The organism is Streptomyces syringium (assembly GCF_017876625.1).
In the GTDB taxonomy this organism is placed as follows: domain Bacteria; phylum Actinomycetota; class Actinomycetes; order Streptomycetales; family Streptomycetaceae; genus Streptomyces; species Streptomyces syringius.
This window is the reverse complement of sequence record NZ_JAGIOH010000001.1, coordinates 6,389,235-6,414,370: the sequence shown is the minus strand read 5'-3', so window position 1 is coordinate 6,414,370 and position 25,136 is coordinate 6,389,235. Positions and strand designations below refer to the sequence as shown.

The window sequence follows — 25,136 nt, the reverse complement described above, 5'->3', positions numbered from 1 at the left end:
GTTGATGCCATGTCAGGAAACGCCAAACACCCCCTGACCTGGGATTTCTCCCACATCAGAGGGTGTTTTGCACCGTCGGGACGACAGGATTTGAACCTGCGACCCCTTGACCCCCAGTCAAGTGCGCTACCAAGCTGCGCCACGTCCCGGTGCTCAACCGGCCCGGGCTTTCGCCCTCGCCGACCGCGCATGAGAACAATACCGCACTTCCGCCGGTGGTCGCGCACGGCTTTCGCGAGGCTCTGACCTCGGGCGGAGGCCGGTCCGGGGCTCCCCTCGGGCATGATCGGGACATGATCGGGACCGGCGGGCCGGCGGAGATGAGTAGCCGTACTCATGCGCCCGGGGTCAGGGCGCGGACACGCTACGCACATGAGCACTCCATCGATACAGCGGCCGACGACCACCGCCTTCTTCGTGCAGGCCGCGCTCTCCTTCGGGCTGTCCCTGGTCGCACTCGCCGTAGGGATCGCGAAGCTGCCCGTCGGGGCGTGGGAGCGGGCGTTCCTCGCGCTGGGGCTGATCTTCGTGGTGTCGTCCGCGTTCACGCTGGCCAAGTGCGTGCGGGACCGGCAGGAGGTCGAGGAGGTGACCAACCGGGTGGACAAGGCGCGGATCGACAAGCTGCTCATCGAGCAGGACGTCTTCAAGGCCGGGGGCATCTGAAGGGCCGCGCAGGCCGCGCAGCCGGACCGTCCCGCACCTCACACTCCCCCTTCCTCCGCCCCGCCGTACGCGTCGGCGACCGAGCGGGGCGCGGCCTGCCGCCAGGCGTCGAGGAGGATCGCGCGTAGTTCCGCGGTGTCCTCGATCGCGGCGAGACGGACCCGTAGCCAGTCGTAGTGGTCGTCGTGGCCGGGGCGGACGAAGAACTTCTCCGGCTCCGTCGCGATCAGCTCCGCCCGCTCCTCACGCGGACACTTCACGCCCATCGAGGCGTCGTCGTCCGCCAGCGCGGCGAAGATCTTCCCGGTCTTCTCAGTCTTGCCGGTCTTCCCGGCCTTGCCGGTCTTCCCCGCCGCACCGCCCACCCGGAACGTGGGCATCCCCCAGGCGAGCCTCTCCGCCGTCTCCGGCAGGGAGAGCGCGATCGCGCGTACGTCCTCGGCAGTGACCATGCGGCCTCCGTCGTCGATCCGGCGGCGTGACAACGACCGTAGCCCCCGGCACCGGCGCCCGCACCCGCACCCGCGACGGGGCTCGGAGCCGCGTGCGGTGTTGACCTTGGACCGGTGCGCCGTGCAAGTATCAAGCCTCTCGTTTTCAGCTCCCGCACCGCGCAACTCCCCCGCACCAGGAGGACAGTTGGACACCACCGGCCCGGCGGACGCTACCCCCTCCGCCCTCTCCCGGCGCAGATTCCTGCAGGCCACGGCCGGTACCGCCGCCGTGGCCGGCGCGGCCGTCGCGCTGCCCGTGGACGCGGTGGCCGCCGCGCCCGCCCTCACGTCCCGCGAGGCCGCCGCGCGCGCGGTCACGCTCTCCTTCACCGCCGCCACGAACGGCTCGGCGTCGCTGTCCCCCGCCGGTGACCGGCTGGTCGCCGAGGTGCAGAACGTCCTGTGGTCCGTTCCCCGAGCGGGGGGCGAGGCCGTGGCCATCACCCCGGCCGACCTCGAGCCCACCCGCCCGGTGCACTCCCCGGACGGCAAGCAGCTCGCGGTCTGCGCCTACCGGGGCGGCGGCTTCCACCTGTGGATCTGCCGCACCGACGGCTCCGGGCTCCGGCAGCTCACGGAGGGGCCCTGGGACGACCGCGGGCCGTCGTGGTCGCCGGACGGGACCCGGCTCGCCTTCGCCTCCGAGCGCGGCGGGGACCCGGTGGCGGGCAGCCCGTACCGCGTGTGGGTGATCGACGTGCGTACCGGTGCGCTCACCCGGGTCACCGGGCTGCCCGGCCAGGAAGGGCCCGCGCAGGACGGGGCCTGGGAGGACTTCGACCCCGTCTGGTCGCCGGACGGGACCCGGCTGTTCTTCGTCCGCGCCAAGGTCGCCGGGGCGGCGCTGGAGGCCCGGACGGTCGCCTCCGTGCCGTCCGACGGGCAGGGGCCGGTGCGGGCCGAGCACGTCGAGAGCGCCGCGGCGCAGGTCATGACGCCGGCCGTGTCACCGGCCGGGAAGCTGGCCTATCTGCGGACGACGGCCGCGCCCACCGCCTCCTGCACGCTCGTCGTGGACGGGGCCGTGGTGGCGGTGGACGGGGACGTGGAGCCGGTTCCGCCGCGGTGGGTCTCGCGCGACGAGCTGCTGCTGACGGTGAGCGGTCAGTTCCGGATCATCCGCCCCGCGCGGCCCGGGGCGGGACTCGAGGCCGACGCCGCCGAGACCATCGCCTTCACCGCTCCCCTGCCCGTCGACCGTCCCCGCTACCGCGGCAAGCGGTACGACTTCGAGGGCGGCGTCGTGCGCCGGGTGCGGGCGGTGCATCTGCCGGCGCTGTCGCCGGACGCCCGGCAGGTGGTGTTCGCCGCGCTCAACTCCCTCTGGGTCGCCGATGTCCTCGGCGGCCGGGCGCCGCGCCGCGTGGTGCGGACGGACCCCACGCGCTATCTGCTGGCCCCGACCTGGACCCACGACGGGCGGGCGCTGATCTACACCGACGACCGCGGCGGACTGCCGGCCGTGCGCCGCCACGACCTCGCCTCCGGCAAGGAGACCGTGCTGGCCGACGGCGGGCGCGCGTATCCGGCGCTCTCGCCGGACGGCGAGCGGCTGGCCTGCCTCGACCTCTCCGGCAACCTCCTCGTGCGCGACCTCGCCGCCGGTACGGAGCGGGTGCTGGCGGCCCCCATGGGCGGCGGCGGGCTGCCCGGGCGGCCCAGCTGGTCGCCCGACGGCCGCTACGTCGCCTTCTGCGACCGCAACCGCCTCAACCAGCGATTCCGGGAGGGCTACAACCTGATCCGGGTGGTCGACACCACCACCGGCGCCGCCCGGCTGCACCCCGTCGCCCCGCACACCTCCATCGCCGACCGCTACGACTCGGGCCCCGTCTGGTCGCCCGACGGGGCTCTGATGGCGGTGATCGTGGAGTCCGCGCTGTGGCTGCTGCCCGTACGTCCCGACGGGACCCCCGACGGCCAGGCCCGCCGGATCACCGACGAGGCCGCCGACCACCCCTCGTGGTCCGCGGACTCGCGCCGGCTGCTCTACCTCTCGGCCGGCCGGCTGCGGCTGCTCGACGTCACGGGCGGGAAGGTGAACGGCCCGGCGCGCACCGTTCCCGTCCGGCTCGACTACCGCCGTCCCACTCCGGCCGACACCGTCGTGCGGGCCGGGAAGTTCTGGGACGGCACGGGCAAGGCCGTCCGCGAGGACGTCGACATCGTCGTGCGGGGCGGGCGCATCGCCGCCGTCGAGCCGCACCGGGCGCGGCGGGCGGCGCTGCGCACCGTCGACGCGTCACGGCGGACGGTGATCCCGGGCCTGTGGGACACCCATACGCACCCCTACCAGAACACCTACGGCGGCCGGCAGACGGCGCTGCAGCTGGCCTACGGGATCACCACCGCGGTCTCCTTCGGTGGCTTCGCCTACGAGCAGGCCCGGATCCGGGAGGCGGTCGCCGCGGGCGAGCTCGCCGGTCCGCGGCTGCTGGCCACCGGCGAGCTGCTGGACGGGGCCCGGGTGGCGTACAGCATGGGGCGCGCGCACCGCACCGAGGAGGGCCTGCGCCGGTCGCTGACCCGCGCCGCCGCGCTGGACTGGGACTTCGTCAAGACGTATGTCCGGGCGCCGGGTTGGGTGATGCGGGAGGCGGCGCGGTTCGCGCACGAGCGGCTCGGTGTCCGGGCCGGCAGTCATCTGTGCTCGCCGGGCGTCCAGCTCGGGCAGGACCTGACGACGCACCTCCAGGCCACGCAGCGGCTGGAGTTCGGGCACGCCACGACCGCCGCCGGGCAGGCCTATCAGGACCTGACGGAGATCTACACCGCCACCGACTTCCATCTGGTCGCCACGATGTTCACGTCCGTTCCGCTGCTGGGCGACGACCCGGATCTGGCGAAGGACCCCCGGGTCACCCGCTTGATGCCGCCGTGGGATCTCGCGCTCGTGCGGCAGACGGCGGCGGCCCGGCCGACCGCCGACCAGCTGGCGACGCTGGAGCGGGAGATCGGGGTCTACCGGCGGGTGCTGGCCGGTGGCGGGATCGTGGCGCTGGGCACGGACGCCCCGCTGGTGCCGGTCGGACTCTCCTTGCATCTGGGGCTGCGGGCCCTGCACCGCTTCGGGCTGTCGGCGGCCCAGGCGCTGAGCACCGCGACGGTGCTGCCCGCGCGGGCTCTCGGCGCGGAGCGGGATCTGGGCACCCTGGAGGTCGGCAAGTTCGCCGACGTGACGGTGATCGACGGCGATCCGTTCACGGACTTCGACTCGCTCGTCCGCACGGAGTCGGTGCTGCGTGGCGGGGTGCCGTTCGAGCAGGCGCGGCTGGTCGGCGCGTACGAGCCGGCGGGCGTCCCGGCCCCTCGCGCGGGGGTGCGGCAGGAGGACTGGCTCGCGGTGGGGCGGCAGTTGCGCCGTGACTCCTGCTGCGACCTGGACGCGCTCTGACCCGGGGTGGGCCCGGGGGCCGCCCGCGCACCCTCGGCGGAGGGTGCGCGGGCGTGTACGGCTACTCCTTGATCTCGTAGGAGTCGCCGTAGACCTTCCACTTCAGCGGCGGCTTGAGGTCGAAGTTGCCGTTGTTGAGGAAGACGCGCTGTGCGGTGTCGACGCGGCTGGTGTCGCTGTGCGCCTCCTCGCTCTGCATGGCCTTCTTGCGGGCGTCGAGGAAGGCGCCCAGATAGGTCTTCTCGTCGCCGCCCTGCGCCGGGGGCTTGGCCTTGGCCAGTGCGGCCTTGCGGATGCCGCCGAAGCTGTCCTTGCTGCTGCCGGGGCCGTGCATGACGATCGCGTCGTAGTAGGCGAACTGGCCGAGCGCACGCAGGCCGTCGGCCTTGGCCTGCTTGACCGCCGGGTCGAAGTAGACACGGTCGCGCTCGGACTCCTGCGCGTCCTGGAAGGCCTTGTGCTGGGCGGCCTTCTTCCAGGCGTCCTCGAAGGGCTTGCCGAGGCCGGCGTGCGAGTCGCTGCCGTTGACCTTGCGCAGGGCGGGGAGGTACTTGGCGAGCGGGTTGTCGGGCTTCTGCTTCGTGTACCGCTCGACGAGGTCGAGCATGTCGCCGGTGCCGGAACAGAAGCCGATGATGCCGGCGGTGTAGCCGCGGCCGTCGCCTATGTCCTCGATGTAGGTGAACTGGGCGCGCCAGTCGAGCGAGGAGTTCTCCGCGCTCGACACCAGCCGCATGGCCATGTCCTTCTTGTACGGGTCGTTCAGGTCGGTGCCCGCCGCCAGGGTGCGGAGGGTCGCCCGGGGAGCGGGGGCGGCGTCAGGGGAGGTCGCGGTGGCGGATGCCTGGCCGCCCCCGCTGAGCATGAGGGCGGTGGGGATCGCGGCGGCCAGGCCCACGAGGGCGAGACGGCCGGACACAGGGATCCTCTTCGAGGTGCGCGCGGGCATGCGGAGCTCCGTTCCCGATCGGCTGTTAGGAAGCTTTCCTAACCATCGGCGCCATTGAAGCGGCCCTTCCGCGCACGCCACAAGAGGTTCGTACGCATCCTGGTGAAATACCGCCACGAAAGCCCGGCACCCGCCCGGGCGCCGCCGACCGGCCCGCTACGCCTGCAGAATGACCTCGGCGTCGTCCTCGGCACCGCTCGCGGCGTCGTCCCCGATGTCGGCCCAGCCGCCCGCCGGCCGCACCGCGACCGCACGCCACCACGGGTCGGCCCGGAGCCCGGCGGCAGGCTCGAACGGCTGCCCGGGACGGGGGGTGGCCACCGCCGCTCCGGCGCGGTGGGCCGCGGCGAGCGTCCCCTCGGCGGGCTCCTCCCAGGGGTGCGGGGCGAGGTTGAACGTCCCCCAGTGGATCGGCAGCATGATCCCGCGGGGCGCACCGCCCTGCAGGTCGAGATGGGCGCGCATGCCCTCCTCGGGGGTCATGTGGATGTCCGGCCAGAATTCGCTGTACGCACCGATCTGCACCATCGTGACGTCGAAGGGCCCGTACTGGGCGCCGATCTCCGCGAAGCCCGGGAAGTAACCGGTGTCACCACTGTGGAAGATCCGGTGCTCGGGGCCGGTGACCACCCAGGACGCCCACAGCGTGTGCTGGGTGTTGCGCAGCCCCCGACCGCAGAAGTGCCGGGCGGGGGTGGCGGTGAGCGTGAGGCCCTCGACGACCTGGGTCGACTCGTGCCAGTCGAGTTCGGTCACCCGGTCGGCCCGCACCCCCCAGTGTTCGAGGTGGGCGCCGACGCCGAGCGGTACGACGAAGCGCGTACCGGCCCGGGCCAGGGCCTTGACCGTCGGCAGGTCCAGGTGGTCGTAGTGGTCGTGGGAGATGATCACCGCGTCGACCGGCCCGACCTCGGCCAGCGGCACCGGCACCGGGTGCAGGCGCTTGGGCCCCGCGAAGTCGAACGGCGAGCAGCGCTCGCCCCACACCGGGTCGAACAGCAGTCGGCGGCCGTCGATCTCGGCGAGGACGCTGGAGTGGCCCATCCAGGTGATGCGCAGCCCGGAGGCGGCCGGGTCCGCGAGGTCGGCGATGGTCGTGGGGTGCACGGGCACCGGCCCGGCAGGCGCTCTGCGGACGCGCTCGTCCTTGCGGAAGTAGGTGGGCAGGAACTTCAGCATGGAGCCGGACGGCGTCCGGTCGGCCGCGACCGGATTGACGAACCGGCCGTCGGCGAAGTGCGGCGACCGCCGGATGCGCGCCATCCGCTCCCCGGACGGATCCGCCCCGAAGGCGGCCGGGCGCAGCGAGTCGAGCGGTGAGCTGTGCGGTCGGGAGCCGGTCACGGCACCTCCAGGGCGATGGGGGCGCCCCCGTGCCGTGCGGGCCACGGGGGAGGGCAGGTCCCCCCATTATCGGCCCGAGCGGCCGGAGCACACGGTGATCCATCCCACGCGCCGGGCCGCTGAGCTGCGCGTACACCTGGACGTCACCGCCCGGGCCCACCCCCGTTGACTTAGGGGCCCGGACGGCGGCGTCCAGGTCGGCCGGGAAACCACTGTGCAGGCTCGGCGCCCGGCGCGCACGTCAATTTTTCCGGCGGGCGCCGTGTGGAGGGCGTTCACAGTCCGCTGACGCGCAGGGTGATGTTGAGCCGGCCGGTCAGGCCCAGGCCGGGTGGCGCGGTGCCCGGCCTGGTGCGGGGGACGCCGTGGTAGGCGAGCCGGGAGGGGCCGCCGAAGACGAAGAGATCACCGCTGCGCAGCTCGACGTCGGTCCAGGGCCGGGTGCGGCCGCCGGGGTGCCCGAAGCGGAAGACGCAGGTGTCGCCGAGGCTAAGCGAGACGACCGGCGCGTCGGACTTCTCGTCGCTGTCCCGGTGCAGGCCCATGTGCGAACCCGCCTCGTAGAAGTTCACGAGCGCGATGTCGTACTCGGCTGTCGCCGCCTGCTGTCCGTAGGCGCGCGCCACCGCCGCCCGGGCCAGCTCGCCGAGCCGGTCCGGGAAGGGCTTGACGGGTGAGCCGTCGCCGTCGACGACGGTCCGGGCGTAGCCGTAGGGGAACCAGTGCCAGCCCAGGCAGACCGATCGTACGGACATCTCGCCGCCGCTCGGCATCCGTACGGTCCGCAGGCCCGCCGGGGGTTTCGCCCACTCCCGGCAGTCGGCCAGCAGACGGCGCTGCGCGGCCTCGTCCAGCCAGCCGGGGATGTGCACGGCGCCCGGGACGATCTCGGCGGCGGGGCGGGGGAACAGCTCGTCGTGCATGTCCCCCAGCGTAGGCGGGGGTCCACGGCGGGCCGGGAAAGGATTTCTCAGGTCTTCCCCGCCCGGATGTCACGAACGGGCACGGCCCGTCCGTCGTACGGGCAGAGGCGACCGCGGAAGCGGCCGCCACCGGACGACACCCGCGACGACACGCGCACGACCACCGGAGGTACCCGACATGGCCCGCATCTCCCTCACCCCGCCCCGCACCCCGCTGATCCGCCTGCTGGAGTGGTACTCCCGGCGCGCTTACGGGAAGGTCCTCGAACCGCTGATGGCCTACGGCCACCACCGCCGGGTGCTGATCGGCACGACCCGTTTCGAGCTGTCGGTGGGCCGCTGGAAGAAGCTCGACCCCGGTCTGAAGGCCCTCGCGGTGATGGCGTCGGCGTCGGCCATCGGCTGCTCGTGGTGCATGGACTTCGGCTACTGGGAGAACCGCAGGCACGGCATGACGCACGAGAAGCTGCACGACGTGCCCCGGTGGCGGGAGAGCGAGGTCTACACCCCGCTGGAGCGGGACGTCATGGAGTACGCCGAGGCGATGACCGCGACCCCGCCGACGGTCGAGGACGACCTGTCCGGGCGGCTGCGGCAGCACCTCGGCGACGAGGGTCTGGTCGAGCTGACCGCGATGGTCGCGGTCGAGAACCTCCGCTCGCGCGTCAACGCGGCGTTCGGGCTGACCGGCCAGGGGTTCAAGGACAGCTGCGACATCCCGGCGCGGGGCTCCCGCTAGGACAGGCCCTAGGCCTTGCGGCCGACTCCCCCGTAGAAAATGGTGTTGCTCAGCTCCTCGGCGCCCGGCACCGGCCCGTCCGGGCGCCACAGCGGTACCCGGACCAGTCCGGGGTCGAGGAGGGTGAACGCGCCGAAGAGCGGCGCGATCTCGGCGCGCCCGCGCAGGTTCAGGGTGGCGGTGGCGTTCTTGTAGACGTCGAGGACGCCGTCCCGGGCCACCTCGTCCGTGCGGCCCGCCTCGTACGCCTCGTAGGGTTCGCCGGTGGCGTGGGAGAGCACGAGGCAGCTGCCGGAGGGCAGCGCCTCGGCGAAGGCGGCGACGATGCCCGCGGGGTCCTCCTCGTCCTTGACGAAGTGCAGGACGGCGACGAGCAGCAGGGCCACCGGCCGGTCGAAGTCGATGAGGGTGCGGACCACGGGATCGGCGAGGATCGCCGCGGGGTCGCGGACGTCGCCGAGGGCAAATCCGGCGTCGCCCGCGTTCGTCAGCTTCGCCCCGGCGTGGGTGGCGACGATCGGGTCGTTGTCGACGTAGGCCACCTTCACGTCCGGCGCCACCTCCCGGGCCACCTCGTGGGTGTTGGGCGAGGTGGGTATGCCCGTGCCGACGTCGATGATCTGGCGGATGCCGCCGCCCACCACCTCGCGGACGGCCCGGCGCAGGAAGGCGCGGTTCGCGCGGGCGGAGAGGCGGACCTGGGGGTGGGCCTCGATGACGCGCTCGGCGGCCTGCCGGTCGACCTCGTAGTTGTCCCAGCCGTCGAGGTAGTAGTCGTACATCCGGGCCGGGTGGGGCCGGCTGGTGTCGATCTGGTCGACCGTGAATCCCTGCTCGCTCACGCAGTTGTTCCCTTCGGTACGCATGACCTTCGGTGCCCGTTGTGCCGGTGCCGCCCCGCCGCGTTCGCCGGCGGGGCCGCCTCACTCGCCGCTGACGCTCGGTCCGGCGAGCAGGAAGTCGGCCTCGCCGGCCTTCGCGCCGCGGATGAACGTTTCCATCTCGTGGTGCGTGTAGATCAGAGCGGGGCCCGCCGGGTCGGTGGACTGGCGGACGGCGACCCGGCCGTCCCCCAGACGCATGACCTCCACGCAGCTGCCTCCGTTGCCGCCGCTCCACGGCTTGCTCCACCCCTCGGTGCCGAGGTCGGTGGCCCGCATGCCGTTGTAGATGCGATCCATGGTTCAGATCTCCTTACGAATGCCACCCAGGAAGGCCTCGGTGGTCTGTGCCGGCGCGGCTTGCGCGCACATCCGGTCCAGCGCCTCCAGGAAGGCCGAGACATCGTCACGCTGGTCGAAGTAGGAGGCCCCGACGAGGTTTTCCGCGTAGGCGATGTCCGGCAGCTCGGGGAGCGGGAACCGGAAGATATGGAACGGTCCGTACATCGCCGGGTGCGGCCCGGCGGCGAACGGCATGATCTGCAGTCGTACGTTCGGCAGCGCGGTCGCCTCGGCGAGATGGGCGATCTGCTCGCGCATCACCCCGGGCCCGCCGATCGGGCGGCGCAGCACGGTCTCGTCCATCACGACCCACAGGAGCGGCGCCCGGTCCCGGGTGAGCAGGCTCTGGCGCTCGCGGCGGACGGCCACCGCGCGGTCGATGTCGGCGTCGGGCGCGTGGGGCATTCCGGCGCGGAGCACGGCGCGGGCGTACTGTTCCGTCTGCAACAGGCCCGGGACGTAGTGCGGTTCGTAGGCGCGGATGAGATTGGCCTCTCCCTCCAGGCTGACGAACGCGCTGAACCACTCGGGCAGGACGTCGCGGAAGCGGTGCCACCAGCCGGGGCGGTTGGCTTCCCGGGTGAGGGTGAGGAAGCCCTCGACCTCTGCCGGGTCGGTGACGCCGTAGACCCGCAGCAGCTTCTCGACGTACGGAATCTTCAGGCCGACCTCGGCCTTTTCCATTCTCCGGACGGTGGCGTGCGTGACGTCGAGGGCGCGGCCCGCCTCCTCGAAGGAGAGCCCGGCCTTCTCTCTGAGGTCCTGCAGCCGCTTGCCGAGCACGACCCGCAGGACAGTCGGGGCGCCTGCACCGCGCGCGTCCGCCACTGTCCACCCCCTCCAACTGCTGTCATATGCCAGCAGTGTGCCACGCGACCTGTGGAGCCGACAGACTGTCCTTGCGATTCTGCAATTTACAGATTGAACCTTGCCACACCCGAGCCGTATCGCACATAGTTGCGGAGTGGTCCCCTCCCATGACGCCCCCCTGCTCGGGCGCTGCGGCAGTTCCATCGCCGAGCGTCTGCAAGACGCCTTCCACTTCCCGGCCCTCAACACCTCGGTGGCGGAGGCGCGAAGACGAGTCCTCGCCCGGCTGCGGGAGTGGGGCATCGACGAAGTGGCCTGTGACGACGCCCAATTGGTGGTGTCGGAGCTCTTCACCAACGCCGTGCGGCACACCGACAGCGACAAGGTCAGCTGTCAACTGCGGATCAGCGGCGCCCGGCTGCGCATAGAGATCACCGATCAGGGGCACACGCCCACCGAGCCCCGGGCGCGGTGCAGCGGCGCGGACGAGGAGAGCGGACGCGGTCTCCTGCTGGTCGGCGCGGTGTCCGAGGCCTGGGGGGTGCGGCCCGACGACAGCGGCCGTGGCCGTGTCGTCTGGGCCGACCTGTCGCACCGTCGGATCCCCCACTGAGCCGTACGGACCTGTCTTTCCGTACGAGCCGTTCTTTCCCTACGAGTTTCCGTACGCGTTTTCCGTACGGGTCCCGCACCCCCGACCGCGACCTGAAGGCGCGGTGTTACAGCGGCAGCAAATCCGGCCGCTTGGGCTCCACATGGTCCCCCGAGGACTCCCCGCGCAGCCGTCGGCCGATCCACGGCACGAGGTGCTCGCGCGCCCAGTGGATGTTGTCCCGGCGCACCTCGGCGGGCGAGCGGTGCCCCTCTTCCGGCCAGGCCTGGTCGGGGTCGGCCGGCACCCGCAGCCCGAGGACCTGGGCGGCCCGCAGCGCGACGCGCGTGTGACCGTCCGCCGAGAGGTGCAGCCGGTCGTCGCTCCACGCCCGCCGGTCCTGGACCGAGCGCAGCGACCACAGGTCGAGGACCGGGCAGTCGTGCCGGTCGGCGATGGCCCGCACATGCGCGGTGTACGTCGCGATCTTGCCCCGCAGATGCCGCAGGACGGGGACGCCACGGGTGTCGAAGCCGGTGCACAGCAGCACCGTGCCGACGGAACCCGCCAGCTCGGCGACGGCCGCCTCGTAGCGCTCGGCCACGTCGTCGGGGTCGCTGCCCGGCCGCAGGATGTCGTTGCCCCCGGCGCAGAACGTGACGAGGTCCGGCGCCAGCTCCTTCGCCCGGGGGATCTGTTCTTCGACGATCTGGTCGAGAAGTCTGCCGCGGACCGCGAGGTTGGCGTATCTGAAGGAGTGCTCCGCCTGCTGGTCCGAGAGGAGTACGGCCAGTCGGTCGGCCCAGCCGATGAAGGTGTCGTCCGGCCCAGGGTCGCCGACGCCTTCGGTGAAACTGTCCCCGACGGCTGCGTACGACCCGATCGCGCCCTTGCTGAATGATTTCGAATCGTCTGCCACGTCAGCACATCTTTCACCTCACCGAGTGACTTACGCCACCGTAACCAAGGGTTGACGTGCCGTGATGTATCCCACCCCGACAAAGTCGGTGTATGCGGAATACGTCCGGACGGCTCCCGTACGGGCTGATCCCTCCGTGAAAAGGGTGTCGTAAGGTCGTTGGGCCGCTTCGTCGACGAGCAGCGTCGACGCCGGACCAGAGGAGAGCGCCCGTGACGCAGACGCCGCAGATCCCGTCGACCGAGCCGGAGCTGGCGGGGGTGCGCAACTTCCGTGATCTCGGCGGTCTGCCGGCCGCCGACGGGCGACGGGTCCGGCCCGGCGTGCTCTTCCGCAGCGGCCACCTCGCCCACGCGACCGAGGCGGACGCGCGCTTCCTGGACTCGCTGGGGCTGCACACCGTCTTCGACTTCCGCAACGCCGCCGACATCGCGCTGGAGGGGGAGGACGTCACCCTCACCGGGGTGCGGAACGTGAACATCCCGCTGACCGACCCGGCGGACGGCACCGAGTTCTGGCGGATGGTCCGCGACGGCGACCTGGAGCTGCTGCGGTCGATCCTGTCCGAGGGCCGGGCCGCCGGGCGGATGTCCGACACCTACCGCGAGATCATCACCACCCGCACCGCCGACCACAGCCGGGTGCTGCACGCCCTCGCCGAGGACAGCGTCCCCGCGCTCATGCACTGCGCCGCCGGCAAGGACCGGGCGGGGCTGTCCATCGCGGTGACCCTGCTCGCGGTCGGCGCCTCGCGCGAGACCATCGAGGCGGACTACCTGGAGTCCAACGCACCGCACCGCCGCTACCGGGTGCGCCGGGGCGAGGGCGCGCCCGGCGGTACGTCCCCCGAGGTCATGGAGCTGCTCTCGCCGCTGTTCGAGGCCCGCGCCGAGTACCTCGCCGCCGCCTTCACGGCCATCGAGGAGACCTGGGGGACGACCGAGCGCTACCTCGCCGAGGGTCTCGGGCTCGCGGCGGGTACGCGCGAGCGGCTGCGGGAGCGGCTGCTCACCGACTGACCCGGCCGACGGCCGCGGGGCTCCCCCGTTTCCCCCGCGGCCGTCAGCGGCCCGCGACCGCCTGCTTGACCAGGGTGCGGCCGAAGTCCCACATCAGCCCGCCGCCACCGTGGGCGTCGTCCATGACGGCCGTGAAGGCCTCCACGAACCGGTCCACCTCCCGCTCGCCGATGATCAGCGGCGGGATCAGCTTGATGACCTCCAGCCGGTCACCGGAGACCTGGGTCAGGACCCGGTGCCGCTGGAGCAGCGGCACCACCACCATCTGCGCGAACAGCCCCTTCCGTGCGGCCTGGAGCATGGTCCAACGGCTCCGCAGCCCGAGCGACTTGGGCCGGCCGAACTCGATGCCGATCATCAGGCCCCGGCCGCGCACCTCCTGCAGCAGCTCGTACTTCTCGACGAGCCCCGCCAGCCTGGTCCGCAGCAGATCGCCGGTCTGCCGGGCGTTGGCGACGACCTGTTCGTCCTCCATCACGGCGAGCACCGCGAGCCCGGCCGCCATGGCCTGCGCGTTCGCCCCGAAGCTCGCCGAGTGGACCAGCACCCGGTCCATGGAGGAGTAGACCTTCTTGAAGATCCAGTCCTTGCCGAGGGTCGCACCGACCGGCACGTAGCCGCCGGAGAGTGCCTTGGCCACGCACACCAGGTCCGGTTCGAGCCCGCTCTCGTGCTGGTAGGCGAAGAAGGCACCGGTCCGCCCCATGCCGGTCTGCACCTCGTCGGCGATCAGCAGGGCCTTGTGCCGGCGCAGCAGCTCCTGTGCGGCCCGCAGGTAACCGGCCGGCGGCTCCAGGACGCCCTTGCCCTGGATCGGCTCGACCACGAAGCCCGCCACATCGCCGCGCCGCAGCTCCCGCTCCAGGGCGCCGAGGTCGCCGAGCTCGACCGCCGTGTCCGGCAGCAGGGGGGCGAAGCCGTCGCGGAAGCCCCCCTCGCCGTTGACCGACAGGGAGCCGACGGTCAGCCCGTGGAAGGCGTGCGCGCAGTACAGGATCCTGGGCCTGCCGGTGGCGTAGCGGGCGAACTTCAGGGCCGTCTCGACGGCCTCGGTGCCGCTGTTGCCGAAGAAGACCCGGTCCAGGTGCGGTGCGTACGACAGCAGCTTCTCGGCGAGCAGGCCGGGAAGCGGCTGGCAGTCGAAGCGGGTGAGGTCGGCGAGGGAGGCGTCGAGGACGTCGTGCAGTGCCTTGCGCACGACGGGGTGGTGCCGGCCGAGGCCCATCACCCCGAAGCCCGCGAGCATGTCGAGGTAGTCCTGCCCGTCCGCGTCCCAGAAGTACGCGCCCTCGGCCCGTTCGTAGACCTTGTCGAAGCCGATGGTGCGCAGCATGCGCGGGAGCTGGTGGTTGAGGTACCGGGTATGCAGGTCGTACCGCTCGCCGCCGCGCTCCGCCAGGAGCCGGGCGAGGTCGAAGCCGGGGGTGTCGTCCGTCATGCGTCCCTCTCCTCGGTGACCGGGGCGGCCGCCCGGCGGACCAGCGCGGCGCTGATCCGGCCGGCGATCTCGGCGGGGGTGAGACCCAGGTCCGCCAACACCTCGCCGCGCTTGGCGTGCGGCAGGAACTGCTCGGGGATGCCGAAGGTCCGCACGGGCAGGTCGACGCCGGCGTCGCGCAGCGTCTGCGCGATGGCCGATCCGACGCCACCGGTGCGGCTGTTGTCCTCGACGACGGCGACGACGCGGTGGCGCGCGGCGAGCGCGGGCAGTGCCTCGTCGACCGGCTTGACCCAGCGGGGGTCGACGACGGTGCAGGCGGTGCCGCGCGCGGCGAGCAGGTCGGCGGCTTCGAGGGCGACGTGGGCCATGGCGCCGACCGCGACCAGCAGCACATCGGGGTGGGTGGTCTCCGGCGCGCTCAGCACGTCCATGCCGCCCACCCGGGCCAGGGCGGGGAGGGACGGGCCCACGGTCTCCTTGGGGAAGCGCACGACGGTCGGGGCGTCGTGGACGTCGACGGCCTCGCGCAGCTGGGCGCGGAGCTGGTCGGCATCGCGCGGGGCGGCGATCCGCAGCCCGGGGACGACCTGGAGGATCGACATGTCCCACATGCCGTTGTGCGAGGCACCGTCGGTGCCGGTGATCCCGGCCCGGTCCAGCACGAACGTCACTCCGCACTTGTGCAGGGCCACGTCCATCAGGACCTGGTCGAAGGCGCGGTTGAGGAAGGTGGCGTACACCGCGAAGACCGGGTGCAGCCCGCCCGTCGCCAGCCCGGCCGCCGAGGTCGCCGCGTGCTGCTCGGCGATCCCGACGTCCCAGACCCGGTCGGGGTAGGCGGCCGCGAACTTCGTCAGGCCCACGGGGTGCAGCATCGCCGCGGTGATCGCCACCACGTCCGGCCGCTCGGCCCCGATGCGCAGCATCTCGTCGCCGAACACCGAGGTCCAGGACCGGCCGCCGGCCGGGACCAGCGGCTCGCAGGTCAGCGGGTTCATCACGCCGACGGTGTGGAAACGGTCGGCCTCGTCCTCCAGGGCGGGCCGGTAGCCGCGCCCCTTCTCGGTGCGGCAGTGCACGAGCACGGGCCCGTGGAAGCGCTTCGCCCGGCGCAGCGCCTCCTCGACGGCCCCGATGTCGTGTCCGTCTATCGGCCCGACGTACTTCAGGCCGAGGTCCTCGAACATGCCCTGGGGGGCGAAGGCCTCCTTGAAGCCCTTCTTGGCGCCGTGCAGCGATTCGTAGAGCGGGGTGCCGAGCAGCGGCAGCCGCTGGACGATGTCCTTGCCCCAGGACAGGGCGCGTTCGTAGCCGTCGGTGGTGCGGAGCCCGGCGAGGTGGTGGGCGAGGCCGCCGATGGTGGGCGCGTAGGAGCGCGCGTTGTCGTTGACGACGATGATCAGCGGCCGGTCCTTGGCGGCGGCGATGTTGTTCAGCGCCTCCCAGGCCATGCCGCCGGTCAGCGCGCCGTCGCCGATGACGGCGACGACGTGGCGGTTCCAGCGCCCGAGCACCTGGTTGGCCTTGGCGAGCCCGTCGGCCCAGCCGAGGACGGTGGAGGCGTGGCTGTTCTCGATGACGTCGTGCTCGGACTCCTCGCGCGAGGGGTAGCCGGAGAGACCGCCCTTGCCGCGCAGCTTGGAGAAGTCCTGCCGCCCGGTGAGCAGTTTGTGCACGTAGCTCTGGTGCCCGGTGTCCCACAGGATGCGGTCGGCGGGCGAGTCGAAGGAGCGGTGCAGGGCTATGCAGAGCTCCACCACGCCGAGGTTCGGGCCCAGGTGGCCGCCGGTCCTGGCAACCGCGTGGATCAGGAAGTGCCGGATCTCCTCGGACAGTTCGGTCAGGTCCTCCGCGTCGAGCGTCTTCAGGTCGCGCGGACCGCGGATGTTCTCCAACAACGACACGCGGGCCCCTCCTCGTCTTTCGCTCTCGTCTCCGTACTCACCGGCCGGCCGGCGCCGGGGGTCCCGGCGCCGGGCCGGTGCGCGGGGGAGCCCCGGCGCTGTCCGTCGCGCGCCGGGGCCACGGGACTCAGCCCCGGTTGGAGGCGATCGTCTCCCGGGCGGCGCGCAGCGACTCCTTGAGGGAGCCCATGGTGGCCAGCACGGCCGTGGGTTCGTAGCCGCAGTGCGCCATGCAGTTGGCGCACCGCGGGTCCTTGCCCCGCCCGTACTTGTCCCAGTCGGTGTCCTCGATCAGCTCCCGGTACGTCGGCACGTAGCCGTCGCTCATCAGGTAGCAGGGGCGCTGCCAGCCGAAGAGGGAGTAGTTGGGGATGGCCCACGCGGTGCACGGGAAGTCCGCCTTGCCCTCGAGGAAGTCGAGGAAGAGCGGGCTGTGGTTGAGCCGCCAGCGGCCCCGGTTGCCGCCCGAGAAGGCCTTCTTGAACAGCTCGCGGGTCTGCTCGACGCCGAGGAAGTGCTCCTGGTCGGGTGCCTTCTCGTAGGCGTAGGCGGGCGAGATCATCATCTCGTCGACCTGGAGGTCGTCGTTGAGGTAGTTGAGCACCTCGATGATGGTCTGGGGGGTGTCGGTGTTGAAGAAGGTCGAATTGGTGGTGACCCGGAAGCCGCGCCGCTTCGCCTCCTTGATCGCCTCGACCGCCTCGTCGAAGACGCCTTCCTTCGCGACGGACTCGTCGTGCCGCTCGCGCAGCCCGTCGATGTGCACCGCGAAGGCGAAATAGGGCGAGGGCGTGAACTTCTCCATCTTCTTGCGCATCAGCATGGCGTTGGTGCAGAGGAAAACGTATTTCCTCCGCTCCACCAGCTGCCGCACGATCTCGTGGATCTGGGGGTGCATCAGGGGCTCGCCGCCCGCGATGGACACCATGGGCGCACCGGATTCCAGCACCGCGCCCACGGCCTGGGCGACGGGCATCCGCTGCTTGAGCACCCCGGCCGGGTGCTGGATCTTCCCGCAGCCCTCGCACTTGAGGTTGCAGGCGAAAAGCGGCTCGAGTTCCACGATCAGCGGAAACTTTTCCCGCTTGCGGAGCTTCTGTTCAAAAAGGTACGTCCCGACCCGGATGGTCTGGCGGAGCGGCATGGCCATCTAGCTCACCTCCTGGGGAGCAGCAAAGAACGGTGCCATTCGAAAAAGGCCGGAAGAACAGTGCGCAGTACGCGGAAAGCCGATATTCCACCCCGCAGGGTCCCAATTCGGACGAGTTCATGTTCTGGAGCGTCCACGACCACCCGGACGGCCGCAACCGGGCGCGGACCGGCCCGCACGGCGCTTCGGAGCGTGGCGGCGGACTCCATGTCCACCGCGAGCGCTCCCGCGGCGTGCAGGGCCGTCCGCTCCGCGCCGCGCACGATGTGGTCCGAGCCGACCAGCGGGCCGGTGTGGATGACGCGCCGGGGCGCGGCCCGGGCCAGCTCCTTGGCCAGCAGCTCCACGCCGACGCACTCGGTGCGCCCGGCGTCGTCGCGGGTCTCGTCGGCGACGACCAGGTCCCCGGGGTGCATCCCCGGGGCGAGGCCGGCGCAGAAGCCGGTGGCGATCACGGCGGCGTCGCACAGCGCCGGGTCGTCCCCGAGCGCGAGGGCCACGGCCCGGTCCGCGGCCTGCGGTCCCATGCCGGTGCGCAGTACGGTCACGGGCCCGGCGGCTCCGCCGAAGCCGCCTCCCAGGGCCAGCCGCTCGATGCCGAGCGCACAGGCGATCAGCAGCGGAGCGGAGCCGGGGGTGCCCGTGCCGGGGGTCATCAGCCCTCCCGCCCGTCGGGGGCGAAGGGCTCGCCGTGCAGATAGCGGCCGAGGGCCGTGAGGGGGAAGACCTGCCGGTACAGGTGGTAGTTGATGGAGAAGTCCCAGGGGAAGCCGGTCCCGGTGAAGTGCGGCTCGTCCCAGGAGCCGTCCGGGCGCTGGTGGTCCACCAGCCAGGCCACGCCGCGCTCGACGGCCTTGCTCTCCCGCTCCCCCGCGGCCAGCAGCGCCAGCAGCGCCCAGGCGGTCTGCGAGGGGGTGGTCGCGCCGCGCCCGATCCACTCGGGGTCGCGGTAGGAGCGCTGGTCCTCGCCCCAGCCGCCGTCGGCGTTCTGCACGCTCTCCAGCCAGGCCACGGCCCGGCGGACGGCCGGGTACGAGACGGGCAGCCCGGCGGCGACGAGGGCGGGCAGCACCGACCCGGTGCCGTAGACGTAGTTGGTGCCCCAGCGGCCGAACCAGGCGCCGGACGGCTCCTGCTCGGCGAGCAGCCAGTCGATGCCGCGCCGGGTGCGCGGGTCGTGCTGCCTGCCGAGGACCGCCAGCATCTCGACCACATGGGCGGTGACGTCGGCGGACGGCGGGTCGATGACCTCGCCGAAGTCGCAGAACGGCAGCCGGTTGGGGAAGGGGCTGGTGTTGTCGGCGTCGAAGGCCCCCCAGGCGCCGTTCCTGGACTGCATGCCCAGGTTCCAGCGGGTGGCCCGCCGGATGGCCGTCTCGACGCGCCCGGGATTGGGGTGGCGTACCCGCTTGAGGGCGAGGACGACCTCGGCGGTGTCGTCGATGTCGGGGTAGTTGTCGTTGTGGAACTCGAAGGCCCAGCCGCCCGGGGGCAGCTCGGGCCGGCGCACGGTCCAGTCGCCGGGCCGGGTGATCTGCTCGTCCAGCATCCAGTCGGCGGCCTTGACGAGGGCCGGGTGGTCGGCGGCGACGCCCGCGTCGGCGAGCGCGATGACGGCGAGGCAGGTGTCCCAGACGGGCGACTGGCACGCCTCGATCATCCGTGCGCCGTCCTCGCGCCAGACGGCGAAACGGTCCAGCGACTCGAGCCCGGCACGCAGCACCGGGTGCCCGAGGTCGTAGCCGAGGAGGTGCAGGGCGATGACGGAGTAGACGGCGGGGGGCTGGATGCCGCCCCAGCAGCCGTCGTTCTCCTGCCGCTCGATGATCCAGCGCTCGGCCGCTCTGAGCGCGGTGCGGCGCAGCGGGGCGAGCGCGAACCTGCGGTAGACGTGCAGTGCCTTGTCCAGGCGCTGGAAGAGGCCGTCCCAGCTCGCGGCCGGGGCCGCCGGGCGCGGGGGGTTGGGGCGCCGCGGGTCGGTGTGCAGCTCGTCGAGGGGGAACGGCGCGGGCCGTACCGGGCGCTTCGCGGAGACGACGGTCAGGGGCACGATGGTCTGCCGGGCCCAGCAGCCGAAGTCGTAGATGTTGAGCGGGAACCACTTCGGCAAGTACATGATTTCGGGCGGCAGTTCGGGGAGGTCGTCCCACTTCCACCAGCCGAAGAGGGCCAGCCAGATCCGGGTGAAGACCCGGGCGGCGGCGATGCCGCCCTGCTCGCGGATCCAGAGCGCGGCGGCGGCCATGTGCGGGGCTTCGGGGGCGTCCCCGGCGAGCCGCAGCGCGACATAGGCCTCGATGGTGGCGGAGAGTTCGGCGGGCCCGCCGTGGAAGGTGGACCAGGTGCCGTCCGGGCGCTGCTCGGTGCGGATGAAGAGGGCCGCCGCCCGGGTGGTTTTTTCGTCCTGGATGCCGAGGAACTGGCGGAGCATCAGGTCTTCGGCGTCCATGGTGACGTTGGTCTCCAGGTCGCCCTTCCACCATCCCGCCGCGTCCTGCCGGGCGAGCAGGTGCCGGGTCGCGCGGGCGGTGGCCCGCTCCGCGGCCGCGTGCGGCTGCTCCTGCCCGGCCGGGTCGGCGGTGGGCAGGACGGTGGTGCTCTCGGTGGCCGCGGCCGCAGGGGGCGAGCCCGCCCCGGTGCCTCCGTCGGTCGTCGCTGTCATGGCTTCCCCTTTTGCAGTGAGTTTCTTCTCTGCCGTACTGCCGTACTTGGGGGTTCCGTCGGCGGCGCCCCGAGCGAGGGGCGCCTGCCGGCGACTGCGAGGTCTAGATCGGGTGAATGGGAATCATCTCTTTCGTACGACGACGAAGTCGGCGAGCGCGACGAGCTGCGCTCGGACCTCTGCGGGCATGTCGACGCCGTCCAGCGCCTCGATCGCGGTGGTGTGCTGGCGGCGGGCCTCCTGGGAGGTCCACTCCCGGCCGCCCGCCTCCTCGATCAGCGCCGCGCGGCTGGCGAACTCTTCCTCGTCGAAGTCGGCGGCCGCCGCGTCGCTGAGCTTGGCGTCGGCGGCGAGGATCCGGGCGAGCCGCTCGGAGGCGGGGCCGCCGGCGGCGAGCGCGGCGACGACGGGCAGGGACTTCTTGCGCTGGCGCAGATCGCTCCAGGTCTGCTTGCCGGTGGCCTCCGGGTCGCCCCAGATGCCGAGCAGGTCGTCGACGGCCTGGAAGGCGAGGCCGAGGTGGTAGCCGTAGGCCTCCAGGGTGTCGGCCGTGCGGTCGTCGGCGCCGCCGAGGACCGCGCCGATGGAGACGGCGCAGGCGAGCAGGGCGCCCGTCTTGTTTCCCTCCATCTCCAGGCATTCCTCGACGGTCACGCGCTCGCGGTGCTCGTAGGAGATGTCCTGGGCCTGGCCGTCGATGAGCTTGCGGGTCGCGGTGGTCAGCCGCCGGGTGGCGCGGCCGGCCTCGACCGTGCCGAGCTCCAGCAGGACCTCGTTGGCGAGGGCGAAGAGGGCGTCGCCGACCAGGATGGCCTGGGCCGGGCCGTGCACCTTCCACACGGTGTCGCGGTGGCGGCGCTGCTCGTCGCCGTCCATCAGGTCGTCGTGGAGCAGCGAGAAGTTGTGCACGAGCTCCACGGCCACCGCGCCGGGGATGCCCACCTCGGGGGCGACCCCGGCCGCCTCGGCCGAGAGCAGGGCGAGGGCGGGGCGGATCGCCTTGCCGCTGTCGCCGTGCGAGGGGCGGCCCTCGGCGTCGATCCAGCCGAAGTGGTAGGCGGCGACGGTGTCCATGGGCGGCGCGAGCCGGGCCACGGCGGCACGCAGCACCGGCGTGGCAAGCGTCCGTCCGCGCTCCAGCAGGGCGGTGACGCCTGCGGTGTCGACAGCTGGGATCGCCGAAGTCACGGTCTCTCCTCTGGTGTTCATGCTCATGCGTCCCCCGTGCCGGGGGTGCACGCCTTGGGTGGCTCGCTCGTTCATGCCGGCTCCCGGAGGGGGCTCTGATGCGGACGCCCGAGCTCGGAGAGGGCCGCGCCGGCGGCGGACAGACCGCTGCGCACCGCGCCCTCCATGGTCGCGGGCCAGCCGGTGGCGGTCCACGCGCCGGCCAGGTACAGGCCGGGCGCGTTCGTGGGGGCGTGCGGCCGGAGCCGGCCGACGCCCGGGGTGGGGGCGAACGTCGCTGTCCGCTCCCGGGTCACGAAGAAGTCCCGGATACCGGCGCCGCGTGCCGCGGGCAGCAGCCGCTCCAGCTCGGGAAGATAGCGGTCGCGCAGCTCGGCGACCGGCAGGTCGATCTCGTCCTGCGCGGCCGACTGGGAGACGGCCAGGTACTGGCCGCCGCCGGCGAGGCCGGAGGAGTCGGTGCGGTCGAAGACCCACTGCACGGGGGAGCCGAGGGCCGCGAAGAACGGCTGTCGCAGGACCTTGCGGTCGTAGACGACGTGCACGTTGAGGATCGGGGCGGTGCCGATGCCGAGCAGCCGGTCGGCGTCGTCCAGGGCGCCCTCGGGCAGCAGGTCGTGGGTCTCGCGCTGCGGGACGGCGAGCACCACGGTGTCGGCGTCCAGCCGCTCGGCCGCACCCGGCCCGGACTCGGTGTCCACGTGCCAGATGCCGTCGTCGCCCCGGGTGAGACCGGTGGCGCGGGTGCGCAGGCAGGTGCGGACGCCCGCCTTGTCGAGGGCCGCGCGGGCGCGGACGTCGTGCAGCTCGCCCAGCGGGACGTGCGCCCAGCCGATGTCGGCGGCGCCGGGCTCGGAGAGCAGCCCGGTCTTGAAGACCATGGCGGCCAGGCCCAGGGAGGCCTGGTCGGCGGTGGCATTGAGGGTGGCGACGCCGACGAGGTCCCACAGCGCCTCGACCGCGCGGGAGGACTGGCCGTGGCGGTGCAGCCAGCCCGCGAAGTCCTCCCCGTCCAGTGCGGGGTCCATCGGGTCGAGGGCGCGCAGCGCCAGCGCGGCGCGGCCGACCTTGGCCCGCTCGGCGAGCGAGAGGTGCGGGTAGCCGGCGAGGCTGGCCGCCAGGTGCAGCGGCACGGGCAGCGCGGTGCGGCGCAGCCGGCCCAGGACCGGCCGCCCCGAGGGGTGGCCGACGTCGAGGACGGGGACGTCCAGCCGGCTCTGCAGCGGGGCGAGCGCCCGGGCGTCGACCCGGTCGAGGAACCACTGATAGGCGGTGCAGCAGCGCAAGTAGACGTGCTGGCCGTTGTCGACGGTCAGCTCGCCGCGGCGGAAGGAGAAGGCCAGCCCGCCCAGCCGGGGCCGCCCCTCGATCAGGGTCACGCGCAGCCCCGCGTCGGCGAGTTCGAGCGCCGCCGTGGTGCCGGCGAGGCCGCCCCCGATCACCACCGCGGCCGCCCCGACGGGGCGGCCTGCCTCCTGCGCGCGGTGCCCGTCGGGCCGGGTCGTCGTCCGTGCTGTCATGCGCCCTCTCCCTCGGCTGCTGTCAGGGACGCGTCCGCGGGGCGGAGGGTTGCACACCGGTCCTCGGTGTGAGCTCGGGCCATCAAGCGCGCCCCTTGACGGTCTGCCGGTGGACGCTGCGGGCGTCGAAGCCGGACAGGCCGCGCACGGCGACATAGGCCTTCTCGTGGCCGGGCAGGGAGACCCGGCCACGCAGCACGGCCCGGGGGTCCTGGGCGATGCGGTCCAGGAGTCTGCGGTAGATGCCGGACATGGCGGCGACACAGGCGCCGCTGCGCCGGTCCAGCATGGGCAGCAGCTTCATGCCCTCGGCGAACAGCGCGCGGGCGCGCCGGACCTCGTACTGCACGAGGCCGGTGAAGTCGGCGCCGGCCGGGGGCGTGGCGGAGTGGAAGCCCGCGGAGCAGCCGAACTTGGCGAGGTCCTCGGCGGGGAGGTACGTACGGCCGTTGGCCGCGTCCTCACGGACGTCGCGCAGGATGTTGGTGAGCTGCAGGGCGAGGCCGAGCGTATCGGCGTACTCCGAGGCGCGCTCGGTGTCCCGGGCGCCGGGGACGGTGCCGAACACGCCGAGCGAGAGCCTGCCGATGGCGCCCGCGACGCAGCGGCAGTACAGGGCGAGGTCGTCCCAGGTCTCGTAGGTCTCACCGCGCACGTCCATCTGGACGCCGTCGATGAGCTCGTCGAGCCCCCCGAGGGGGATGGGGAAGCGGCGCGCGGCATGCGTCAGCGCGACGGCCACCGGGTCGGTGTCGTCCTCGTCGACGGTGCCCTCCCGGATCCGGTCGAGCAGCGCGCGCGTCTCCTCCAGCCGCAGCGTCTTGGACGCCGCGTCCAAAGTGCCGTCGCCGATGTCGTCGACCCGCCGCGAGAAGGCGTACAACGCGGACATGGCCCGGCGCTTCGCGGTCGGGAGCAGTCTGATGCCGTAGCTGAAGTTACCTGCCTGCTGTGCGGTGACGGCCTCGCAGTAGCTGTACGCGGCGAGCACCGGCGCGGACGCGGTCGGCGTTCCGTTCACGGTCCCGCTCACCCCTCTCTTCGCAGTGTCGCCCCCACCTCGCGCAGCAGGCTGAGCTTGGTGGGCTTGGGCGGTCCGGGGAGTACGTCGTGGCCCGCGGCGGCGACCGCCTTGAGTGCGGCCTTCCCGCCGCCCACGAACCCCGCGAGCAACAGCTTCAGCCTGCCGTGGACGCTACCCACCAGGGGGGTGCCTTCATTCAGCAGGTCCCCGGCGCGTTCCGCCTCGTACGCGACCAGTGCGCGCACCGATGCGCCACTGGTCGCAAGGGCGAGATCGCTCCCGCTCACGCGGAAGCGTTTCATGTCCTCGGCGGGCAGGTAGATGCGGTCGCGCGCGAGGTCCTCGGCGACGTCCTGGAGATGTTCGATGATCTGCAGGGCCGTGCAGATCGCGTCCGAGCGGCGGATCCGCTCGGGGCTCAGTGTGCCGGTGATGCCGAGGACGAGACGGCCGACGGGGTTGGCGGACAGCTCGCAGTAGGCGAGCAGTTCCTCGTAGGTGGCGTAGCGGCGCACCCGCTGGTCCTGGCGGTTGGCCTCGATCAGTCCGAGGAAGGGCTCGGGGGTCAGGCCGCACCGGCGGACGGTCGGCCGGAGGCGGAGCAGCAGCGGGTGGCGCGGGCCGGTGCCGGTGCGGTCGAAGACCCGGCCCAGGTCGGCCTCGAAGGCGTCGAGCATGGCGAGCCGGTCGTCGGCCTGCTCGCGGTCGAGGCCGAGCAGCTCGGCGTCCCGGCCGCCGGGGGCCAGGTCACCGTCGCCGATGTCGTCGACGAGGCGGGCGTAGCCGTAGATGGCCATGAGGTCGGCGCGCCAGGAGCGGGGCACGAAGAAGGGAGCCACGGGGAAGTTCTCGTGCGCGGCCTTGTCGAGCACGGCGCGCGCGTGCGCGTCCGTCCCTGCGGTCATCGCGGGCTGCCAGGACCGGGGACGGCGTGCGCGCCGCGGAGCTGGAGAGTTCCCGTAGCCATTGCCGTCACATCTCCCGTTCTACACTGCAAACCCAGAACATCCTATTTCGGACACGCCGCAGGTCCCCCCACCCTTGACCCCTCTGTCCCGCCCCCGTCCCGCCCCCGCCGAGGCCGGGGATACCCGGGTATCGTCACGCTTCGGCACAAATCAGCACGGTACAGCGTACGCCGCACAAATGTCCGACGCGCGCCGGGGTATGTGCTT

The 25,136-nt window shown here is 72.5% G+C and carries 22 protein-coding genes and 1 tRNA gene; 5 read left to right on the top strand and 18 right to left on the bottom strand.

Going from position 1 to position 25,136, the window contains the following annotated elements:
• Window positions 1-75 precede the first annotated feature (75 nt).
• Window positions 76-149, bottom strand: a tRNA-Pro gene (locus JO379_RS28240).
• A gap of 223 nt (window positions 150-372) precedes the next feature.
• On the opposite strand from JO379_RS28240, the gene JO379_RS28235 reads away from it, so the two are divergent.
• On the top strand, window positions 373-666 hold the full coding sequence (locus JO379_RS28235; protein WP_207304040.1) for a YiaA/YiaB family inner membrane protein: 294 nt from the start codon (window positions 373-375) through the stop codon (window positions 664-666).
• Window positions 667-704: 38 nt separating this feature from the next.
• Here the strand turns inward: JO379_RS28235 and JO379_RS28230 are convergent, their stop codons facing one another.
• A complete protein-coding gene (locus JO379_RS28230; RefSeq protein WP_130881362.1) occupies window positions 705-1,118 on the bottom strand; it encodes an MmcQ/YjbR family DNA-binding protein in 414 nt (137 codons plus the stop codon).
• A 187-nt stretch (window positions 1,119-1,305) separates the two neighbouring features.
• Here JO379_RS28230 and JO379_RS28225 point away from each other — a divergent pair, with 187 nt between their 5' ends.
• Complete coding sequence (locus JO379_RS28225; RefSeq protein ID WP_245381579.1) at window positions 1,306-4,554, top strand: amidohydrolase family protein; 3,249 nt, start codon at window positions 1,306-1,308, stop codon at window positions 4,552-4,554.
• Between the two features lie 61 nt (window positions 4,555-4,615).
• On the opposite strand, the gene JO379_RS28220 is transcribed toward JO379_RS28225, so the two are convergent.
• From JO379_RS28220 to JO379_RS28210, 3 genes are all read right to left on the bottom strand, one after another.
• The gene (locus JO379_RS28220; protein ID WP_209517548.1) at window positions 4,616-5,503 is read right to left on the bottom strand and encodes a chitosanase; all 888 of its coding nucleotides are present in this window, start codon (window positions 5,501-5,503) and stop codon (window positions 4,616-4,618) included.
• A gap of 156 nt (window positions 5,504-5,659) precedes the next feature.
• On the bottom strand, window positions 5,660-6,847 hold the full coding sequence (locus JO379_RS28215) for an MBL fold metallo-hydrolase (protein WP_209517547.1): 1,188 nt from the start codon (window positions 6,845-6,847) through the stop codon (window positions 5,660-5,662).
• A 275-nt stretch (window positions 6,848-7,122) separates the two neighbouring features.
• Window positions 7,123-7,770, bottom strand: a complete 648-nt coding sequence (locus JO379_RS28210) for an alpha-ketoglutarate-dependent dioxygenase AlkB family protein (protein ID WP_209517546.1) — start codon at window positions 7,768-7,770, stop codon at window positions 7,123-7,125.
• 178 nt (window positions 7,771-7,948) lie between these two features.
• On the opposite strand from JO379_RS28210, the gene JO379_RS28205 reads away from it, so the two are divergent.
• Complete coding sequence (locus tag JO379_RS28205) at window positions 7,949-8,509, top strand: carboxymuconolactone decarboxylase family protein (protein ID WP_130881365.1); 561 nt, start codon at window positions 7,949-7,951, stop codon at window positions 8,507-8,509.
• Between the two features lie 8 nt (window positions 8,510-8,517).
• Here JO379_RS28205 and JO379_RS28200 read toward each other — a convergent pair whose 3' ends face one another.
• Genes JO379_RS28200 through JO379_RS28190 form a run of 3 tightly spaced genes read right to left on the bottom strand, consistent with a single transcriptional unit; the run spans window position 8,518 to window position 10,560 of the window.
• A complete protein-coding gene (locus tag JO379_RS28200) occupies window positions 8,518-9,375 on the bottom strand; it encodes an SAM-dependent methyltransferase (protein ID WP_130881366.1) in 858 nt (285 codons plus the stop codon).
• A gap of 57 nt (window positions 9,376-9,432) precedes the next feature.
• Window positions 9,433-9,690, bottom strand: coding sequence for a DUF397 domain-containing protein (locus JO379_RS28195; protein WP_130881367.1), 258 nt, complete (start codon window positions 9,688-9,690; stop codon window positions 9,433-9,435).
• 3 nt (window positions 9,691-9,693) lie between these two features.
• On the bottom strand, window positions 9,694-10,560 hold the full coding sequence (locus tag JO379_RS28190) for a Sco1979 family transcriptional regulator (RefSeq protein ID WP_130881368.1): 867 nt from the start codon (window positions 10,558-10,560) through the stop codon (window positions 9,694-9,696).
• Between the two features lie 136 nt (window positions 10,561-10,696).
• On the opposite strand from JO379_RS28190, the gene JO379_RS28185 reads away from it, so the two are divergent.
• A complete protein-coding gene (locus JO379_RS28185) occupies window positions 10,697-11,155 on the top strand; it encodes an ATP-binding protein (RefSeq protein WP_242626403.1) in 459 nt (152 codons plus the stop codon).
• Between the two features lie 106 nt (window positions 11,156-11,261).
• Here JO379_RS28185 and JO379_RS28180 read toward each other — a convergent pair whose 3' ends face one another.
• Window positions 11,262-12,053: an SGNH/GDSL hydrolase family protein gene (locus tag JO379_RS28180; RefSeq protein ID WP_130881369.1), complete on the bottom strand. Its 792-nt coding sequence runs from the start codon at window positions 12,051-12,053 to the stop codon at window positions 11,262-11,264.
• 212 nt (window positions 12,054-12,265) lie between these two features.
• Between JO379_RS28180 and JO379_RS28175 the strand changes: the two genes are divergently transcribed.
• Window positions 12,266-13,072 (top strand): tyrosine-protein phosphatase, encoded by an 807-nt coding sequence (locus JO379_RS28175; protein ID WP_130881370.1) that lies wholly within the window; start codon window positions 12,266-12,268, stop codon window positions 13,070-13,072.
• A 43-nt stretch (window positions 13,073-13,115) separates the two neighbouring features.
• Here the strand turns inward: JO379_RS28175 and JO379_RS28170 are convergent, their stop codons facing one another.
• The 9 genes from JO379_RS28170 to hpnC form a co-directional block, all read right to left on the bottom strand.
• Entirely contained in the window at window positions 13,116-14,510 is a 1,395-nt protein-coding gene (locus tag JO379_RS28170) for an aspartate aminotransferase family protein (RefSeq protein WP_130881371.1), read from the bottom strand.
• Window positions 14,507-16,417 (bottom strand): 1-deoxy-D-xylulose-5-phosphate synthase, encoded by a 1,911-nt coding sequence (gene dxs, locus JO379_RS28165; protein ID WP_130881372.1) that lies wholly within the window; start codon window positions 16,415-16,417, stop codon window positions 14,507-14,509. Before dxs ends, JO379_RS28170 begins: the two co-directional genes overlap by 4 nt.
• A gap of 127 nt (window positions 16,418-16,544) precedes the next feature.
• Window positions 16,545-17,567 carry an adenosyl-hopene transferase HpnH gene (gene hpnH / locus JO379_RS28160; protein ID WP_130881373.1) on the bottom strand — a complete coding sequence of 341 codons (1,023 nt, stop codon included), beginning with the start codon at window positions 17,565-17,567 and terminating at the stop codon, window positions 16,545-16,547.
• 5 nt (window positions 17,568-17,572) lie between these two features.
• The gene (locus JO379_RS28155) at window positions 17,573-18,223 is read right to left on the bottom strand and encodes a phosphorylase family protein (protein ID WP_130881374.1); all 651 of its coding nucleotides are present in this window, start codon (window positions 18,221-18,223) and stop codon (window positions 17,573-17,575) included.
• Window positions 18,223-20,229 (bottom strand): squalene--hopene cyclase, encoded by a 2,007-nt coding sequence (shc, locus tag JO379_RS28150; protein ID WP_209517544.1) that lies wholly within the window; start codon window positions 20,227-20,229, stop codon window positions 18,223-18,225. The genes JO379_RS28155 and shc overlap by 1 nt, the downstream gene beginning before the upstream one ends.
• A 123-nt stretch (window positions 20,230-20,352) precedes the next feature.
• Window positions 20,353-21,444: a polyprenyl synthetase family protein gene (locus JO379_RS28145; protein WP_130881376.1), complete on the bottom strand. Its 1,092-nt coding sequence runs from the start codon at window positions 21,442-21,444 to the stop codon at window positions 20,353-20,355.
• Window positions 21,445-21,488: 44 nt separating this feature from the next.
• Complete coding sequence (gene hpnE, locus JO379_RS28140) at window positions 21,489-22,937, bottom strand: hydroxysqualene dehydroxylase HpnE (protein ID WP_209517542.1); 1,449 nt, start codon at window positions 22,935-22,937, stop codon at window positions 21,489-21,491.
• 82 nt (window positions 22,938-23,019) lie between these two features.
• Window positions 23,020-23,970 (bottom strand): presqualene diphosphate synthase HpnD, encoded by a 951-nt coding sequence (gene hpnD / locus JO379_RS28135; protein ID WP_130881378.1) that lies wholly within the window; start codon window positions 23,968-23,970, stop codon window positions 23,020-23,022.
• Window positions 23,967-24,866, bottom strand: a complete 900-nt coding sequence (gene hpnC, locus JO379_RS28130) for a squalene synthase HpnC (protein WP_209517540.1) — start codon at window positions 24,864-24,866, stop codon at window positions 23,967-23,969. Before hpnC ends, hpnD begins: the two co-directional genes overlap by 4 nt.
• Window positions 24,867-25,136: the final 270 nt, after the last annotated feature.

Excerpts from the sequence above, each read along its gene's own strand:
- JO379_RS28235 (WP_207304040.1), top strand. The coding sequence starts at position 373 with ATGAGCACTCCATCGATACAGCGGCCGACGACCACCGCCTTCTTCGTG.
- JO379_RS28230 (WP_130881362.1), bottom strand. The coding sequence starts at position 1,118 with ATGGTCACTGCCGAGGACGTACGCGCGATCGCGCTCTCCCTGCCGGAG.
- JO379_RS28220 (WP_209517548.1), bottom strand. The coding sequence starts at position 5,503 with ATGCCCGCGCGCACCTCGAAGAGGATCCCTGTGTCCGGCCGTCTCGCC.
- JO379_RS28210 (WP_209517546.1), bottom strand. The coding sequence starts at position 7,770 with ATGCACGACGAGCTGTTCCCCCGCCCCGCCGCCGAGATCGTCCCGGGC.
- JO379_RS28205 (WP_130881365.1), top strand. The coding sequence starts at position 7,949 with ATGGCCCGCATCTCCCTCACCCCGCCCCGCACCCCGCTGATCCGCCTG.
- JO379_RS28200 (WP_130881366.1), bottom strand. The coding sequence starts at position 9,375 with ATGCGTACCGAAGGGAACAACTGCGTGAGCGAGCAGGGATTCACGGTC.
- JO379_RS28195 (WP_130881367.1), bottom strand. The coding sequence starts at position 9,690 with ATGGATCGCATCTACAACGGCATGCGGGCCACCGACCTCGGCACCGAG.
- JO379_RS28170 (WP_130881371.1), bottom strand. The coding sequence starts at position 14,510 with ATGACGGACGACACCCCCGGCTTCGACCTCGCCCGGCTCCTGGCGGAG.
- hpnH (WP_130881373.1), bottom strand. The coding sequence starts at position 17,567 with ATGGCCATGCCGCTCCGCCAGACCATCCGGGTCGGGACGTACCTTTTT.
- JO379_RS28155 (WP_130881374.1), bottom strand. The coding sequence starts at position 18,223 with ATGACCCCCGGCACGGGCACCCCCGGCTCCGCTCCGCTGCTGATCGCC.
- shc (WP_209517544.1), bottom strand. The coding sequence starts at position 20,229 with ATGACAGCGACGACCGACGGAGGCACCGGGGCGGGCTCGCCCCCTGCG.
- JO379_RS28145 (WP_130881376.1), bottom strand. The coding sequence starts at position 21,444 with ATGAGCATGAACACCAGAGGAGAGACCGTGACTTCGGCGATCCCAGCT.
- hpnE (WP_209517542.1), bottom strand. The coding sequence starts at position 22,937 with ATGACAGCACGGACGACGACCCGGCCCGACGGGCACCGCGCGCAGGAG.
- hpnC (WP_209517540.1), bottom strand. The coding sequence starts at position 24,866 with ATGACCGCAGGGACGGACGCGCACGCGCGCGCCGTGCTCGACAAGGCC.